Source organism: Phycicoccus jejuensis, from assembly GCF_044797865.1.
In the GTDB taxonomy this organism is placed as follows: domain Bacteria; phylum Actinomycetota; class Actinomycetes; order Actinomycetales; family Dermatophilaceae; genus Phycicoccus; species Phycicoccus jejuensis.
In genome coordinates, this window is sequence record NZ_CP085209.1 from 2549385 (window position 1) to 2564511 (window position 15127).

A 15127-nucleotide genomic window follows, 5' to 3' on the forward strand; every position below is an offset into this window, starting at 1 on the left:
CGAGGATCTGCGGCGCGCGGCCGGATCCGCTACAAGTTCTGCGGCCGAATTGCTAGATTGACGCCGTGTCTTCGCGTCGTCCTGCCCTGCTCGACCTCGACCCCGCCGTCGTCCGCAAGGCCCGCAGCCTCGCACGGCGCGCCGGCAAGCCCGTCGTCGACCTCGCCCGAGCCCACACGACCGTCTCCGTCGAGCGCGCCACGCTGCGCCTGGCCGGTCTCTCCGGTGCCGACCACGAGGGCACGCCGTGGGTCAACCACCTCGTCGACGCGGTGCGCGGCGAGGTCGGGCTCGAGCACGGCGTCACCACCCCGGTCTGGGACGCCCTGCGCCGCGGCGAGGCCCCGGACCTGCTGACGCTCGCCCAGAAGGCGAGCAGCGGGGGAGTGTCGTTCCGCCTCCCCGAGGGGCGTGACCTCACCGGCTCGCGCAAGGCCGCCCGCAGCGCCGTCGCGAAGGGCGTCCGCACGGTCGACTCCCAGCGCCGCGCCCGGGAGCGGATGATCGCCAAGGTCGGTGACGCACCGCGCACCCCGTGGGTCTACCTCATCGTGGCGACTGGCGACATCCACGAGGACATCCCACAGGCGCAGGCCGCGGCCCGCGAGGGCGCCGACATCATCGCGGTCATCCGCTCCACCGGACAGAGCCTCCTCGACTTCGTCCCCGAGGGCGCGACGCGCGAGGGGTACGCCGGCACCTACGCGACGCAGGAGAACTTCCGCCTGATGCGCGCCGCCCTCGACGAGAGCAGCCGCGAGCTCGGCCGGTACGTCCGCCTGACCAACTACGCCAGCGGCCTCTGCATGCCCGAGATCGCCGCCCTCGCCGGGCTCGAGCGGCTCGACATGATGCTCAACGACTCGATGTACGGGATCCTCTTCCGCGACATCAACCCGATCCGCACCTTCGTCGACCAGCGCTTCAGCCGCCAGGTCCACGCGCGCGCCGGCATCATCATCAACACCGGCGAGGACAACTACCTGACGACCGCCGACGCCGTCGAGGCCGCGCACACCGTCACGGTCAGCCAGCTGCTCAACGAGTACTTCGCCAAGGAGGCGGGCCTCGAGGACTGGCAGCTCGGCCTCGGGCACGCGTTCGAGATCAACCCCGACATCCCCGACAGCTTCCGGATGGAGCTGGCCCACGCCCTGCTCGCCCGTCAGCTCTTCCCGGACGCGCCCCTGAAGTGGATGCCGCCGACGAAGCACATGACCGGTGACGTCTTCCGCGGCTACCTCCTCGACGGGTTCTTCAACCTCGTCGGCGCGATGACCGGGCAAGGCATCCTCCTCGTCGGGATGATGACCGAGGCCGTCGTCACGCCGTGGCTCTCCGACCGCGACCTCGCCCTCCAGAACGTCCGCTACGTCATGGACGCGGCCGGCGGCCTCACCGAGGACTTCCACCCGCCGCGCGACGGGTTCATCCAGACCCGCGCCCGCCAGGTGCTCTCGGAGGCGGTCGACCTGCTCGACACGATCGTCACCGACACGAGCACCCGTGGCACGCAGTACCCGCAGCCGCTGCTCGCCGCGATCACCGACGGCACGTTTGGGGCGATGAAGCGGCCGCCGACCAAGGGCAAGGGCCTCGACGGCGTCTTCGTCAAGGCCGACGGCTACGACAACCCCGCGACCGCCCTCCTCGAGGAAGGGGCCACCCGATGAGCGCGACCCCCACCCCGGCCACGCCCGGCCCCCTCGTGCGCCCCTACGGCGACACGACCGGCGACGGGATGGTGCAGGTCTCCTTCACCCTGCCGCTGCCGCACGACAAGCGCGCCGAGGGGGCCGCGCTCCAGCTCGCCGCGAAGATGGGCATGAGCCCGGCGCTGCTCGTGCACGCCAAGGCGATGGGGCCGCACTTCACGTTCTTCGTCGTCTACGGCTCGGTCACCCACCTCGTCGACCTGCGCGAGGTCCAGGTCGTCGAGCGCGAGTTCCCGCTGCTCGGCTCGTCCGAGGTCAACCAGGCGATCCGGAGCCACCTGGGGCGCAAGCTCGTCGTCGTCGGCGCGTGCATCGGCACCGACGCGCACACGGTCGGCATCGACGCCATCCTCAACATCAAGGGCTTCGCCGGCGAGAAGGGCCTGGAGTACTACCGCGAGATGAAGGTCGTCAACCTCGGCGCGCAGGTCCTCGTGCCGGAGCTCGTGGCGAGCGCCCGCGAGGTCGGCGCCGACGCGGTCCTCGTCTCGCAGGTCGTCACCCAGAAGGACGCCCACATCCACAACACGACGACGATGTCGGCCGCCTTCCGCGAGGCGTTCCCCGCCGGGGAGGTGCCGCTGCTCGTCGTCGGCGGCCCGCGCTTCGAGGAGGGCTCGGCCTCGGCGCTCGGTGTCGACCGCGTCTTCGGCCGCGGCACCACACCCGGCGAGGTGGCGTCCTACCTCGTCCACGAGCTCGTCGCCCCCCGCACGAGCACCGACCCCCGAGGAGAGCAGCGATGACCCGAGCCGAGGTCGGCCGCACCGTCACCCACCGCCGCTACGTCCCGTACTCGCACGCGCACTACGCCGGCAACCTCGTCGACGGCGCGTACAGCCTCGCCGCGTTCGGCGACGTCGCCACCGAGATGTGCATCGTCACCGACGGCGACGAGGGACTCTTCGCCTCCTACTCCGACGTGCAGTTCCGCGCGCCGGTGCGGGCCGGCGACGTCATCGAGATCGAGGCCCGGATCGTCCGGGTCGGCAGCCGCTCGCGCGAGATGGAGTTCGAGGTCCGCGTCGTCGGCCGTGGCGCCCCGGCGCGCGGGGAGTCGGCGGCCGACGTCCTCGACCCGCCGGTGCTCGCCACGACCGCCCGCGGGGTGGTCGTGGTCCCCCCAGCCGGGTGACCTACCGTGGGCCGGTGCCCACCCCGCTCCGACTGCCGGCCGCCCTCGTCGGTGCCGTCCTCGCCGGCCTCGCGCTCTGGCTCGCCTTCCCCACGCACGACCTGTGGTGGCTCGCCCCGGTCGGCGTGGCGCTGCTCGGGGCCGTCGTCCTCGTGGCCGGCGCCGCGCGCGGGTTCCTCGTCGGCCTCGTCGCCGGCCTGGCGTTCTTCGTCCCGACCCTCTCGTGGTCCGGGGTGTACGTGGGCAGGCTGCCCTGGTTCGCCCTCGCGACCCTCGAGGCGCTCTACCTCGCCGTGATGGGCGCCGTCGTCGGGTACGCCGGGCGACGCCTGGTCGCTGCCGGGCACCGACGCGCGGCGCTGCTCCTCGTCCCGCTCGCCTGGGTGGCCCAGGAGTGGGCGCGCTCCACCACTCCGTACGGCGGGTTCCCGTGGGCGCGACTGGCCTTCAGCCAGGCCGACAGCCCGCTGGCGCACGTCGCCCGCTGGCTCGGGGCCCCCGGGGTCACCTTCGCCGTGGCCGTCGTCGGCACCGGCCTCCTGGCCCTCGGGTGGGGCCTCGTCGGACGCCGGCCGGGCCGCGTCGTCGCGGGGCTCCTCGTCGCCGTCGCCCCGCTCGCCGCCGGACTGCTGCCCCTGCCCACCGACGGCCGCCCCGAGACGATCGGCTTCGTCCAGGGCAACGTCCCCACGGCGGGGCTGGAGTTCAACGCCCAGCGGCGGGCCGTGCTCGACAACCACGTCAAGGGCACCTTCGAGCTCGCGAAGAAGGCCCCGGAGGACCTCAGCCTCGTCGTCTGGCCCGAGAACGCCTCGGACATCGACCCGTTCCGGAACGCCGACGCCGACGCCGAGATCCGCGCGTCGCAGGCCGAGGTCGGCGTCCCGCTCATGATCGGCGCCGTGCTCGCCGAGCCGGTCGGGGCCAACTCCAACGTCTCGCTCTTCTACACCGGCTCCGGTCAGCCGCAGCGCTACACGAAGCTGCACCCGGTGCCGTTCGCCGAGTACATCCCGCACCGCGAGTTCTTCGCGATGTTCACCCCGATGGCCAACCTCGCCGGCAACTTCGTCGCCGGCGACACGATCGGCGTCTTCCGGGTGCCGGCGGCGGGCGGCGCGTACGTGGCCCTGCCGACCATCTGCTTCGAGGTCGCCTACGACGGCCTGATGCGCGACAGCGTCGCGGCGGCCGGCACCACGCCCTCGGTGCTCGTCGTCCAGACGAACAACGCGACCTTCGGCTACACCGCCGAGAGCGAGCAGCAGTTCGCGATCTCGCGCATCCGGGCCATCGAGCACGGCCGCAGCGTCGTCCACGTCTCCACGGTCGGCGTGTCCGGGTTCGTCGCACCCGACGGCAGCGTCTCCGCCGAGACCGGGCTCTTCACCGCCGCACAGGCCGCCGAGCCCGTCGTCGTGCGGACGGAGACGACGCCGGCCGACCGGGTGGGGGAGGCCCCGGTGCTGCTCGCGAGCGCGCTGCTGGCCCTGCTCGTCCTGTCGTCGGTGCGCGTGGGCCGGCGCGTTAGGGTGACAGCAGAGTCCAGCCCACCCGAGGAACACCCCGTTGCCTGAGAGTCCCCGCCCGCCGATCACGCGTGTCGCCGTGCTCGTCCCCACGTACAACGAGCGCGAGAACCTCCCCGCCGCCGTCCACGGCGTCCGGACCGCCGTCCCGACCGCCGACGTCGTCGTCCTCGACGACGCCTCGCCCGACGGCACCGGCCAGGTCGCCGACGAGCTGGCCGCCGCCGACCCGCAGGTGCACGTCCTGCACCGCGCGGGCAAGGAGGGCCTGGGCGCCGCCTACCTCGACGGCTTCCGCTGGGCGCTCGAGCGCGGCTACGACGCCGTCGTCGAGATGGACGCCGACGGCTCCCACCGCCCCGAGCACCTCCCGTCGCTGCTCGCCGCGGCCGCGGACGCCGACGCCGTCATCGGCTCGCGCTGGGTCCCGGGTGGCAAGGTCGTCAACTGGCCGCTGCACCGCAAGGCCCTCTCGGTCGGCGGCAACCTCTACGTCAAGGTCCTCCTCGGGATGCCCGTCAACGACGCGACGGCCGGCTTCCGCGTCTACCGGGCCGACGCCCTGCACGTCATGGGGCTGGACGACGTCGCCTCGCAGGGCTACTGCTTCCAGACCGACCTCACCTGGCGGGCCGTGCGGGCCGGCCTGCGGGTCGTCGAGGTCCCCATCACCTTCGTCGAGCGCGAGGTCGGCGCCTCGAAGATGAGCCGCGACATCATGACGGAGTCGCTGCGGCGGATCACCGGCTGGGGCGTGCGGCACCGGGCCCGCCAGGCCCGGGAACTGGCGCGCCGCCCGGAGCGTTGGCACGAGCTGTGAACCACCCCGGCGCCACCCCCTACGCCGGCCGCGGCCGGCGTGGACGGCTGGTGCGCCGCCTGCTCGTCGTCGTCCTCGTGCTCGTCCCGCTGCTCGAGATCTCGACCGTCGTCCTCGTCGGCGACGCGATCGGCGGCTGGCCCACCGTCCTGCTCCTCCTGCTCACCTCCGTGCTCGGCGCGTGGGTCATCCGCCGGGAGGGCTCCCGCGCCTGGGCGGCCCTGCGCGACGCCCTGCGCAGCGGCCGGATGCCGGCCCGCGAGCTCGCCGACGGCGTGCTCGTGCTCGTCGGGGGCGTCCTGCTGCTCGTCCCGGGCTTCCTCACCGACCTGCTCGGGGCGCTCGTGCTCCTGCCGTGGACGCGTCCGCTGGCCCGGGTGTGGCTCGAGGCGGTGGTCGCCCGGCGGCTGCTCGCGCCCTTCGGCGGTCCGCGGCGCCCGGGGGAGGGCCCGCCCGACGTCGTCCAGGGACAGATCGTCGACTGACCCGGCGTCCCACGACGTCCGACGCCACGCACGACGAAGCCGGAGCCCCGGTCACCTGCTCGGTGACCGGGGCTCCGGCGTGGGGTGGACGGCTCAGGCCGTCTTGCGCGAGGTCTTCTCGCCGCGCGACTGGCGCAGCAGCGTCAGGCGCTCCTCGAGCAGCTCCTCGAGCTCGGGGATGGAGCGACGCTCGAGCAGCATGTCCCAGTGGGTGCGCTGCGGCTTGACGGGCTTGGCCTCGGGCTCGGGGCCACCGCCCTGGAGTTTGGCCTCGGCGCCGCACCGGCACTCCCACGTCGGCGGCACGTCGGCCTCGACGGAGAAGGGGAGCTCGATGGTGTGGCCGTTGGGGCACAGGTAGGTCGTGATGTTGCGGTCGGAGGGGACGACGTTCGCGTCCGTCTCCATGCTGAGGGCGCCGAGCCGGCTGCCGCGCAGGCTTCGCTCTGCCATGGGTGTCTCCCGGAGTTCGAATGTCCCGGGCCGGGGTCCTCGCGGCCGGGTCAATGGTTGGAGAACGTGCGCCCGGGGTTCGTTGTTCCGGGGGTCACCGGATGGCAGGCGGGCGTGTGACGCAGATCACCCGAAGGCTCACACGATCCGCGGCAGCTCGTTCCCCGCGTCCATGATGCCCTGTCGGACGTCGACACGCCGAAGGACGAGGTAGCCCAGGACGAAGAAGACGACGAGCGCGACGATCGCCGGGCGGTAGGAGTCGGTCAGCTGGTGGACGACCCCGAAGATCAGCGCCCCGAACCACGAGGTGCCGCGCTCCATCGCCTGGTAGAAGGCGAAGAACTCGGCCTCCCGGGCGCGGGGGACCAGCTGCGAGAAGAGCGAGCGGCTCAGGGCCTGGCTGCCGCCGAGGACGATCCCGATGAAGATCCCGAGGACGAGGAAGGGCAGGAACGCCTTCTCGGGCAGGAAGAACGCGAGGACGACGATCGCCGACCACGCGACCAGGCTGCGCAGGATCGTGCGCCAGGCCCCCCAGCGGGTGGCGAGCCAGCCGAACAGCAGCGCGCCGCCGAAGGCGACGAACTGCACGAGGAGGATCAGGGCGATGAGCTGGCTCTGCTCGAACTTCAGCTGCTCGGCGCCGTAGAGGCTGCTCGAGGAGATGACCGTCTGGATGCCGTCGTTGAAGAAGAGGTAGGCGAGCAGGAACAGCAACGTGTTCGGGTAGGCGCGCAGGTCGCGGAAAGTGTGTCCGAGCTGGCTGAGGCTGCCGCCCACGATGCCCGCCCGCGGCGCGTCCGCGAGCTCGGTGCGCGGGGCTCCGCGCAGGTTCCACATCCCGACGACCGGGATGAGGGTGAACAGCGCCCACCAGAGGCCGGCCGAGAGGAGGCTGATGCGGACCGCGGTGCCGGTCGTGGCACCGACGAGCTCGGGCTTGCTGACGATGACGAGGTTGACCGCGAGGAGCAGGCCGCCACCGAGGTAGCCCAGGGCCCAGCCGCGGCTGGAGACGCGGTCGCGGTCGTCCGGGCGGGCGATGCGGCACAGCAGCGCGTCGTAGACGACGAGCGAGGCTCCGAGGCTGATCGAGGCGATGATCATCATCAGGGCCCCGAAGCGCCAGTTCGTGCCGGACAGGAAGTACAGCAGCACCGCGGCCGCCGAGCCGGTCCACGCGAAGACGCCCATGAGGCGCGCCGGGCGGGGCGTGCGGTCCGTGACGGCGCCGACGAAGACGAGCAGGACCGCGGAGACGATGGTCGCCAGCGTCACCGTGTACGGCGCGACCGACCCCGGGTCCAGCGGCGCGGTGAGGACGAGGACGACGGTGGCCAGCGCCAGCGGCGGGACGAGGGTCGAGGGACGGTAGGGCAGGCGCGTGTCGCGCGCGTACGCGACGAGCGAGAGGACGAGGCCGACGAGCAGCGCGACGGCCGCGACCATCGCGAGGCCGGGGACCCAGCCCGGCAGGCCTTCCGCCGCGGGGACCACGTAGAGGTCGGTCGTGCAGCGGGCGTCCTCGGCGAGCCCGGGGCAGGCCGCCTCGGTCGCGACCTCGGTGAGGTAGGGGCCGAACAGGACGGTGCCCACCGTCGTCACGAAGGCCGAGTTGGCCCAGTCGTACCAGTACCAGGGGCGGTGGTAGCGGGTGGTGTCGGCCCAGGCGTTGGTGGCCTCGGACTGCGTCGTCATGAGCGGCAGCGTTCCACACGCGGGGGCGGCGCCGCCGTAGGTCGCGCTACTCGGTCGGGCGCGTCACCGCTCAGCCCGCGTACTCCCAGTGCCACGGCTCGGGGAGCTGCCCGCCGGCCTCTGCCCACGCGGGGTGGAACCAGCCGTAGAGGGGTGCGTTCTGCCGCATCCAGCGGTGGGCCGCCGAGCCGAAGTCGTCGATGCCGCCGCACAGGTCGAGGGCCCGGCCGAGACCGTGCCGGCTCGTGCCGGGGGTGGCGGCGAAGCTGCCGCGGGTGCCCTTGATCGCCACCTGCTCGGGGTAGGAGCGGTAGGAGTCGGTGACGCACAGGGGGCTGCCGGTCTGCGCGGCGTAGGCCTGGCTCATCGCGTTGAAGGCGGCGGCCGCGGCGGGGGAGAGGCGCTCGCCCGGGGCGCTCCACAGCGGGCATAGCGCGCTGTCCGGGAACTGGCCGTTGGGGTGGTCGCCGCTGTCGTCGGAGCACGGCTTGCCGACGTGGGCGGTCTCGACGACGGCGTTCGAGAGCGCGTCGCGCAGGCGGGCGGCCGCCTTCTTGGCCTCGGGGGTCCGGGCGCCGACGAGGGCGCTGGCGATGGGGCCGGCCTTGTCGACCTCCTTCATCTGCAGCGCCCGCAGCGCGCCGATCTTCTCGCGCTGCTCGCGCATCACGCCGTCGAGCTCCTTCTTCGCGGCGGCGACGCGGACGCGGGCGTCGGTGGCGGTCCGCTCGGCCTGCTCGGCGGTCGTCGTCAGGCGGACCTGCTCAGCGGTGAGGACGCGCACCTCCTGGAGGGCGCGCGTGCGCTCGCCCGTCAGGTAGGAGAGGTCGCCGAGGGGGTCGCTCACCTCGTCGTCGCGGGCGTCGAGCGCGTCGAGCATCCCGGTGAGGTCGGAGTTGCCGCCGCCGTTGGAGTAGACGTCGAAGACCCAGTCGCGGACCACGGCGCGGGCCCGGGCCAGCCGGTCCTCGAGGGCGGCCAGGTCGGCGCGGGCGCCCTCGGCCTCCTCGTGGGCGTAGTTCTCGGTGTCGGTCGCCGCGGCGAGCTCCTCGAGGACGGTGTTGGAGCGGGCCGAGAGCTCGTCCATCTTCCGGGTCTGCACGGCGAGCTCGGAGGTGGAGCCCTCGATGACGGCGGAGATGCGGTCGGCCTCGGCGACCTGGGCGGCGACGACCTCGGGGGAGAGGGTGGGGTCGGCGTCGGGCTCGCTGTCGCCCTCCGGCGGGGTCCCGGTGACGACCGGCGCGAGAGTCGCTGTGGCAGTGGGGGATACGCTCGGAGACGGCGTGACCGAGGCGGTCGGCGTGGGGGTCGCGACCGGGTCGGCGACGGCGGCGGCCGCAGCCGGGCCGAGCGGCACCGCGGCGGCGACGGCGACCACGAGTGCGCGGCGGAGCACGGCCCCACGGACGACGGAAGAACGCACCACGACTCGTTTCGAATGGTCTCGGGGCGCCGCGGACGACACCCGGCGCGCAGCCCTGCACCGCGTACCTGCACCCACCATAGGTCGCCGACCCGGCACCTGTCCCGGGTCCGCGGCGAAAGGTCACCCGATCGTCAGGTGCACGTCGGCCGGGCGGCCGGGCCGGGGTCGGCCGGTCGGCCCCCGTCGTCCACAGGCGGGGGAGCGGGCCGCGCCCGTCCACAGGTCGCGCTGCGGTCCTTGCCGCCACCCTCCGTCCGGGGGTGTGCTGGTCCCGGGACCCGGCGACCGGCGCCGGGCCGGGCTCCAGGGGGTCTCATGGCACGAACCAGCGACGTCGACCGCACGACCGTCGACCGGACCGGCGACGTCAACACCGTCCACCTCGTCGGGCGCGTCACCTCGCTCGACCCGCCGCGCACGCTGCCCAGCGGCGACGTCGTCCACGGCGTCCGGGTCACCGTCGGCCGCGACGCGCGGGCCCGCCCGGGTGTCGACGCCCTCGACGTCGCGTGCTGGAGCGCCGTGACCCGCCGGGTCGCGGGCCGGCTCGAGGTGGGCGACCGCGTCGAGGTCGACGGCAGCCTGCGGCGGCGGTTCTTCCGGGCCGGCGGCGCGCCGGCGAGCCGGTACGAGGTGGAGGCACGGCGGCTCCGGCGGGTCGCGGGGGGCTCGCCCTAGGGTGGGTGGATGCACGGGGCCGACTCGCACGACGTCATCCGGGTCCAGGGGGCCCACGAGAACAACCTCAAGGACGTCAGCGTCGTCCTGCCCAAGCGCCGCCTCACGGTGTTCACCGGGGTGTCGGGGTCGGGCAAGAGCTCGCTCGTCTTCGGCACGGTCGCCGCGGAGGCCCAGCGCCTGGTCAACGAGACCTACAGCGCGTTCGTCCAGGGCTTCATGCCGAGCCTCGCCCGGCCGGACGTCGACCGGCTCGAGGGGCTGACGACGGCGATCATCGTCGACCAGGAACGGATGGGCGCCAACCCGCGCTCCACGGTCGGGACGGCCACCGACGCGCACGCGATGCTGCGCATCCTCTTCAGCCGCCTCGGCCGTCCGCACGTCGGCCCGCCGACCGCGTTCTCCTTCAACGTGCCGACGCGCACCGCGAGCGGGGTGATGGCGACCGAGAAGGGTGGACGCGTCGAGAAGAGCGTCGTCAAGGGGGCGGTCTACCTCGGGGGGATGTGCCCCCGGTGCGAGGGAATGGGCCAGGTGACGGACATCGACCTCGGCGCCCTCTACGACGCCGAGCGCTCGCTGGCCGACGGTGCGCTGCTCGTGCCCGGGTACTCGATGGACGGCTGGTACGGGCGGCTGTTCGCCGGGATGGGCCTGCCCATGGACGTCCCCGTCGGCTCGTTCACCGCGAAGCAGCTCGACACGATGCTCCACGCCTCCCCGACGAAGATCCGCGTCGAGGGCGTCAACCTCACGTTCGAGGGGGTCGTGCCCCGCATCCGTCGCTCGATGCTCAGCAAGGACCCGGAGGCGATGCAGCCGCACGTCCGGCGGTTCGTCGACCGGGCCGTCACCTTTCAGACCTGCCCGGACTGCCACGGGGCCCGGCTCGGGCCCGAGGTCCTCGCGTCGCGCGTGCACGGGCACAACATCGCCGAGCTGTGCGCGATGCAGGTGAGCGACCTCGCCGCGTGGGTCGCGGATCTCGACGAGCCGTCCGTCGCGCCGCTGCTCGCGGGCCTGCGCCACCTGCTCGACTCCTTCGTCGACATCGGGCTGGGCTACCTCTCGCTCGACCGGCCCGCCGGGACGCTGTCGGGCGGGGAGGCCCAGCGGACGAAGATGATCCGGCACCTGGGGTCGGCCCTCACCGACGTCACCTACGTGTTCGACGAGCCGACGATCGGGCTGCACCCGCACGACATCGGGCGGATGAACGAGCTGCTGCTGCGGCTGCGCGACAAGGGCAACACCGTGCTCGTCGTCGAGCACAAGCCCGAGACCATCGCCGTCGCCGACCACGTCGTCGACCTCGGGCCGGGAGCCGGCGGGGCCGGGGGAGAGGTCTGCTTCGAGGGGAGCGTCGAGGCGCTGCGCCGGAGCGACACCGTCACCGGCCGCCACCTCGCCGACCGGGTCGCGCTCAAGCGCTCGGTCCGCACCGCCACGGGCGTGCTCGAGGTCCGCGGCGCGTCGGCGCACAACCTGCGCGACGTCGACGTCGACCTCCCGCTGGGGGTGCTCTGCGTGCTCACGGGGGTCGCCGGCTCGGGCAAGAGCTCGCTCATCAGCGGCTCCGTCGAGGGACGCGACGGGGTCGTCGTCGTCGACCAGGGCGCCATCAAGGGCTCCCGCCGCAGCAACGCGGCGACGTACACCGGCCTGCTGGACCCGGTCCGTAAGGCCTTCGCGACGGCGAACGGGGTGCCGGCGTCGCTGTTCAGCTCCAACTCCGAGGGCGCGTGCCCGACCTGCGGAGGGGCCGGGGTCGTCGTGACGGAGCTCGGCGTGATGGCGAGCGTCGAGACCCCCTGCGAGGAGTGCGAGGGCCGGCGGTTCCGGGCCGAGGTGCTCGGGTACACCCTCGGCGGCCGCTCGATCGCCGACGTCCTCGCCCTGACCGTCACCGAGGCCGAGGCGTTCTTCGCGGCGGGGGAGGGGCGCGTCCCGGCCGCCCACCGGGTGCTCCGGCGGCTGGCCGACGTGGGCCTGGGGTACCTGACCCTCGGGCAGCCGCTCACCACGTTGTCGGGTGGCGAGCGCCAGCGGCTCAAGCTCGCGACACGGATGGGGGAGTCGGGCACGACCCTGTACGTGCTCGACGAGCCGACCACCGGCCTGCACCTGGCCGACGTCGAGAACCTGCTCGCCCTGCTCGACCGCCTCGTCGACGGCGGCACCTCGGTCCTCGTCGTGGAGCACCACCAGGCCGTCATGGCGCACGCCGACTGGGTCGTCGACCTCGGGCCGGGCGCCGGCCACGACGGCGGGCGCGTCGTCTTCGAGGGCACACCGGCGGACCTCGTCGCCGACGGCTCGACGCTCACCGGGCGCCACCTCGCCGCGTACTGCGCGTCGTGAGCGCACCGTTCGACCAGTCGGACGCTGCGGTCCGGATGGAGTGGGGGCCGGTCGGCGCGGCCGTCGTGCGCGCCGACCTCGCGGTCGTCGTCGACGTGCTCAGCTTCACGACGGCCGTCACCGTCGCCGTGGGCCGGGGGAGCACCGTGCTGCCGTTCGCCTGGCGGGACGAGCGTGCCGCGGCGTACGCGGCCTCCCACGACGCCGTCCTCGCCGTCGGCCGACTCGAGGCCCGGCGCGCCGGGGCCGTCGGGGCGCCGTCGCTGTCGCCGTCCGGGCTGCTCACCGGGCCGGTCGCGCCGCGCCTGGTGCTGCCGTCGCCGAACGGTTCGACGATCAGCGCGTCCCTGCGCGACGCCGGCGCGCACGTCGTCGCCGGGTGCCTGCGCAACGCCTCGGCCGTCGGGCGGTGGCTCGCACCGTCGGTGGCGTCCGGGTCGACCGTGGTCGTCGTGGCCGCGGGTGAGCGCTGGGTCACCGACGGGTCGCTGCGCCCGGCGCTCGAGGACCAGCTCGGCGCAGGAGCCGTCCTGACGGCCCTGAGGGACGCCACGGGCTCGACGTCGGCGTGGAGCCCGGAGGCACTGAGCGCGGCCGAGCTGTTCGACGTCGTCCGGCCGCGGCTGCGCGACCGACTACGGGCGTGCGTCGGTGGGCGTGAGCTCGCCGCGGCCGGCTTCGGGGACGACGTGGACGTCGCGGCCGACCTCGACGCGAGCGAGGCGGTGCCGGTGCTCACCGAGCGGGGTTTCGTGGCTGCCGGCGCCCTCTCGTAGAACGCCGATAATCGACATTATGTCATTACGCGTCAGGAGAGACCATGGTGAGGTGGCCGACCCGCTCCCCGCGTAGGCACGGGCCGTCACCGCGGCGTCGAGGTGTGACCGGTCGGACGTCGACGCCGCGCAGCGCCTCCTACAGTGAGCCCGTGCCGGACCTCGACCCGCTCCTGGGCTACGCCAACCGCACCGGCCGTGCGCCGGGACGCGGCGTGCGAGCCCTCGGTGTCGTCCTGCCGGGCGTGCGCCGGGTCCAGGGCACGGCCGCCCCGTGGGCCGACGCCTGGGCCGCGCACAACCGCCGCGCCCTCACGACGCCGGGTCGCCGGTGGGTCGTCCTCGGCGACTCGATGTCGCAGGCGGTCGGCGCCTCGGCCTGGGACAGCGGCTGGGTCGACCGGGCCGCCGCGAGCCTCGCCGACGACGGCCTCCCCCTCGTCGTCGTCAACCTCTCGGCCACCGGCGCCCGCACCGCCGACGTCGTCGACCAGCAGCTGCCCGTCCTGCGCGCCCTGCCGCCGGCGCTCGGCACCGACGCCCCCGACCTCGTCTCGGTCATGGTCGGGTCCAACGACCTCTTCGCCGGTGGTGCCGTCCGCGACCGCCTCCCCGACGAGTTCGGCCGGATGGTCGCCGGCCTCCCCCGGGGCGCTGTCGTCGCAACGCTCCCCCAGCCGCGCACCGCGGCGCACCGGGCCAACGCCCACCTCGAGCAGGCCGTGGCCCGCGGCGAGCTGCGCCTGGTCGACATGCGCGCCGAGGGCCCGAGCAGCTGGCGCGGGCGCCTGGCCGCCGACCTGTTCCACCCCAACGACGCCGGCTACGCCGAGCTGGCCCGCGCCTTCGTGCCGCACCTGCGCGCCGCCCTGCAGGCCTGACCGCCGCACCGCCGTACGCTGTCCCGCGATGCAGTGCGACTACTACGACGCCGGCCGGTGCCGCTCGTGCACCCTCATGGGCACGCCGTACGCCGACCAGCTGGCCGAGAAGGTCCGGCACGTCCGCAGCACGCTCGCGCGGCACGCCGGCGCCACGACCTGGCTCGAGCCGGTGCGCTCCCCCGCGTCGCACTTCCGCAACAAGGCCAAGCTCGTCGTCGGCGGCAGCGCCGGACGCCCGACGCTCGGCATCCTCGACACCGGTGGCCGGGGTGTCGACCTGCGCCGCTGCGGCCTCTACGAGCCGGGCCTGTCGGCGACCTTCGACCCGCTGCACCGCCTCCTCGCCGACCACCGCGTCGTGCCGTACGACGTCCCGGCCCGGAAGGGCGAGCTCAAGCACCTGCTCGTGACCCACTCCCCCGACGGCGAGCACCTCGTGCGCTTCGTCGTCCGGACGCGGGAGGGGCTGCAGGCCGTACGCCGGCTCCTGCCCGACCTGCGCGCGGCGCTGCCGTCGGCCCGCGTCGTCACCGTCAACCTCCACCCGGAGCACAAGGCGGTGCTCGAGGGCGAGACGGAGGTCGTGCTCACCGACGACGCGGTGCTGCCGATGCGCCTGGGCGGGGTCACGCTGCGGCTCGGGCCGCGCGCGTTCTTCCAGACCAACACGACGGTCGCGACCGCCCTCTACGCCCAGGCGGCGGAGTGGGCGGACCGACTCTCCCCCACCGCCGTCACCGACCTGTACTGCGGCGTCGGCGGCTTCGCGCTGCACCTCGCGGCCCCCGGTCGCCGCGTCACGGGCGTCGAGGTGTCGTCCGAGGCGGTCGCGGCCGCCCGAGCATCGGCCAGCGAGATACGTTCTGCCACAGCGGGTCTCGACATCACCTTCACCGCCGGGGACGCGACCGACGGCGTGCCCGGCGACCCCGACCTCGTCGTCGTCAACCCGCCGCGGCGGGGCATCGGCGCCGACCTCGCCGCTCGGCTCGAGGCCTCGCCCGCCCGCCACGTCGTGTACTCCAGCTGCAACGTCGACACCCTCGCCCGCGACCTCGACGCCATGCCGTCCTTCACCGTCCGCGCGGGGCGCGTCGTCGACATGTTCCCGCAGACCCGGCACGTCGAGACCGTCCTGCTCCTCGAGCGCGCCTGACC

General features: G+C 74.0%; 14 protein-coding genes. 11 read left to right on the plus strand and 3 right to left on the minus strand.

Features of this window, described 5'->3' with window-relative positions:
• Nucleotides 1-65 precede the first annotated feature (65 nt).
• The 6 genes from LG324_RS12115 to LG324_RS12140 are packed head-to-tail and all read left to right on the plus strand — an operon-like array spanning nucleotide 66 to nucleotide 5684.
• Nucleotides 66-1673, plus strand: a complete 1608-nt coding sequence (locus LG324_RS12115) for a lysine 5,6-aminomutase subunit alpha (protein ID WP_030529178.1) — start codon at nucleotides 66-68, stop codon at nucleotides 1671-1673.
• A complete protein-coding gene (locus LG324_RS12120) occupies nucleotides 1670-2461 on the plus strand; it encodes an OAM dimerization domain-containing protein (protein ID WP_404348189.1) in 792 nt (263 codons plus the stop codon). Before LG324_RS12115 ends, LG324_RS12120 begins: the two co-directional genes overlap by 4 nt.
• A complete protein-coding gene (locus tag LG324_RS12125) occupies nucleotides 2458-2850 on the plus strand; it encodes a hotdog domain-containing protein (protein WP_404348191.1) in 393 nt (130 codons plus the stop codon). The genes LG324_RS12120 and LG324_RS12125 overlap by 4 nt, the downstream gene beginning before the upstream one ends.
• A gap of 14 nt (nucleotides 2851-2864) precedes the next feature.
• A complete protein-coding gene (gene lnt, locus LG324_RS12130; protein WP_404348194.1) occupies nucleotides 2865-4427 on the plus strand; it encodes an apolipoprotein N-acyltransferase in 1563 nt (520 codons plus the stop codon).
• Nucleotides 4420-5199 (plus strand): polyprenol monophosphomannose synthase, encoded by a 780-nt coding sequence (locus LG324_RS12135; RefSeq protein WP_207021752.1) that lies wholly within the window; start codon nucleotides 4420-4422, stop codon nucleotides 5197-5199. The genes lnt and LG324_RS12135 overlap by 8 nt, the downstream gene beginning before the upstream one ends.
• Nucleotides 5196-5684 carry an FxsA family protein gene (locus LG324_RS12140; RefSeq protein WP_242525636.1) on the plus strand — a complete coding sequence of 163 codons (489 nt, stop codon included), beginning with the start codon at nucleotides 5196-5198 and terminating at the stop codon, nucleotides 5682-5684. Before LG324_RS12135 ends, LG324_RS12140 begins: the two co-directional genes overlap by 4 nt.
• A 93-nt stretch (nucleotides 5685-5777) precedes the next feature.
• On the opposite strand, the gene LG324_RS12145 is transcribed toward LG324_RS12140, so the two are convergent.
• The 3 genes from LG324_RS12145 to LG324_RS12155 form a co-directional block, all read right to left on the minus strand.
• The gene (locus tag LG324_RS12145; RefSeq protein ID WP_030529172.1) at nucleotides 5778-6137 is read right to left on the minus strand and encodes an RNA polymerase-binding protein RbpA; all 360 of its coding nucleotides are present in this window, start codon (nucleotides 6135-6137) and stop codon (nucleotides 5778-5780) included.
• Between the two features lie 138 nt (nucleotides 6138-6275).
• A complete protein-coding gene (locus LG324_RS12150; protein ID WP_404348198.1) occupies nucleotides 6276-7838 on the minus strand; it encodes an MFS transporter in 1563 nt (520 codons plus the stop codon).
• Between the two features lie 70 nt (nucleotides 7839-7908).
• The gene (locus tag LG324_RS12155; protein ID WP_404348200.1) at nucleotides 7909-9237 is read right to left on the minus strand and encodes a D-alanyl-D-alanine carboxypeptidase family protein; all 1329 of its coding nucleotides are present in this window, start codon (nucleotides 9235-9237) and stop codon (nucleotides 7909-7911) included.
• Between the two features lie 345 nt (nucleotides 9238-9582).
• On the opposite strand from LG324_RS12155, the gene LG324_RS12160 reads away from it, so the two are divergent.
• From LG324_RS12160 to LG324_RS12180, 5 genes are all read left to right on the plus strand, one after another.
• Complete coding sequence (locus LG324_RS12160) at nucleotides 9583-9945, plus strand: single-stranded DNA-binding protein (protein WP_051750644.1); 363 nt, start codon at nucleotides 9583-9585, stop codon at nucleotides 9943-9945.
• Nucleotides 9946-9954: 9 nt separating this feature from the next.
• Nucleotides 9955-12309, plus strand: coding sequence for an ATP-binding cassette domain-containing protein (locus LG324_RS12165; RefSeq protein ID WP_404348203.1), 2355 nt, complete (start codon nucleotides 9955-9957; stop codon nucleotides 12307-12309).
• A complete protein-coding gene (locus tag LG324_RS12170) occupies nucleotides 12306-13085 on the plus strand; it encodes a 2-phosphosulfolactate phosphatase (RefSeq protein WP_404348205.1) in 780 nt (259 codons plus the stop codon). The genes LG324_RS12165 and LG324_RS12170 overlap by 4 nt, the downstream gene beginning before the upstream one ends.
• A 152-nt stretch (nucleotides 13086-13237) precedes the next feature.
• Nucleotides 13238-13966 carry an SGNH/GDSL hydrolase family protein gene (locus tag LG324_RS12175; RefSeq protein WP_404348207.1) on the plus strand — a complete coding sequence of 243 codons (729 nt, stop codon included), beginning with the start codon at nucleotides 13238-13240 and terminating at the stop codon, nucleotides 13964-13966.
• Between the two features lie 28 nt (nucleotides 13967-13994).
• The gene (locus LG324_RS12180) at nucleotides 13995-15125 is read left to right on the plus strand and encodes a methyltransferase domain-containing protein (protein WP_404348209.1); all 1131 of its coding nucleotides are present in this window, start codon (nucleotides 13995-13997) and stop codon (nucleotides 15123-15125) included.
• Nucleotides 15126-15127 lie beyond the last annotated feature (2 nt).

Coding starts and splice junctions, on each gene's coding strand:
- LG324_RS12120 (WP_404348189.1), top strand. CDS start 1,670: ATGAGCGCGACCCCCACCCCGGCCACGCCCGGCCCCCTCGTGCGCCCC.
- LG324_RS12180 (WP_404348209.1), top strand. CDS start 13,995: ATGCAGTGCGACTACTACGACGCCGGCCGGTGCCGCTCGTGCACCCTC.
- LG324_RS12160 (WP_051750644.1), top strand. CDS start 9,583: ATGGCACGAACCAGCGACGTCGACCGCACGACCGTCGACCGGACCGGC.
- LG324_RS12165 (WP_404348203.1), top strand. CDS start 9,955: ATGCACGGGGCCGACTCGCACGACGTCATCCGGGTCCAGGGGGCCCAC.
- LG324_RS12150 (WP_404348198.1), bottom strand. CDS start 7,838: ATGACGACGCAGTCCGAGGCCACCAACGCCTGGGCCGACACCACCCGC.
- LG324_RS12125 (WP_404348191.1), top strand. CDS start 2,458: ATGACCCGAGCCGAGGTCGGCCGCACCGTCACCCACCGCCGCTACGTC.
- LG324_RS12145 (WP_030529172.1), bottom strand. CDS start 6,137: ATGGCAGAGCGAAGCCTGCGCGGCAGCCGGCTCGGCGCCCTCAGCATG.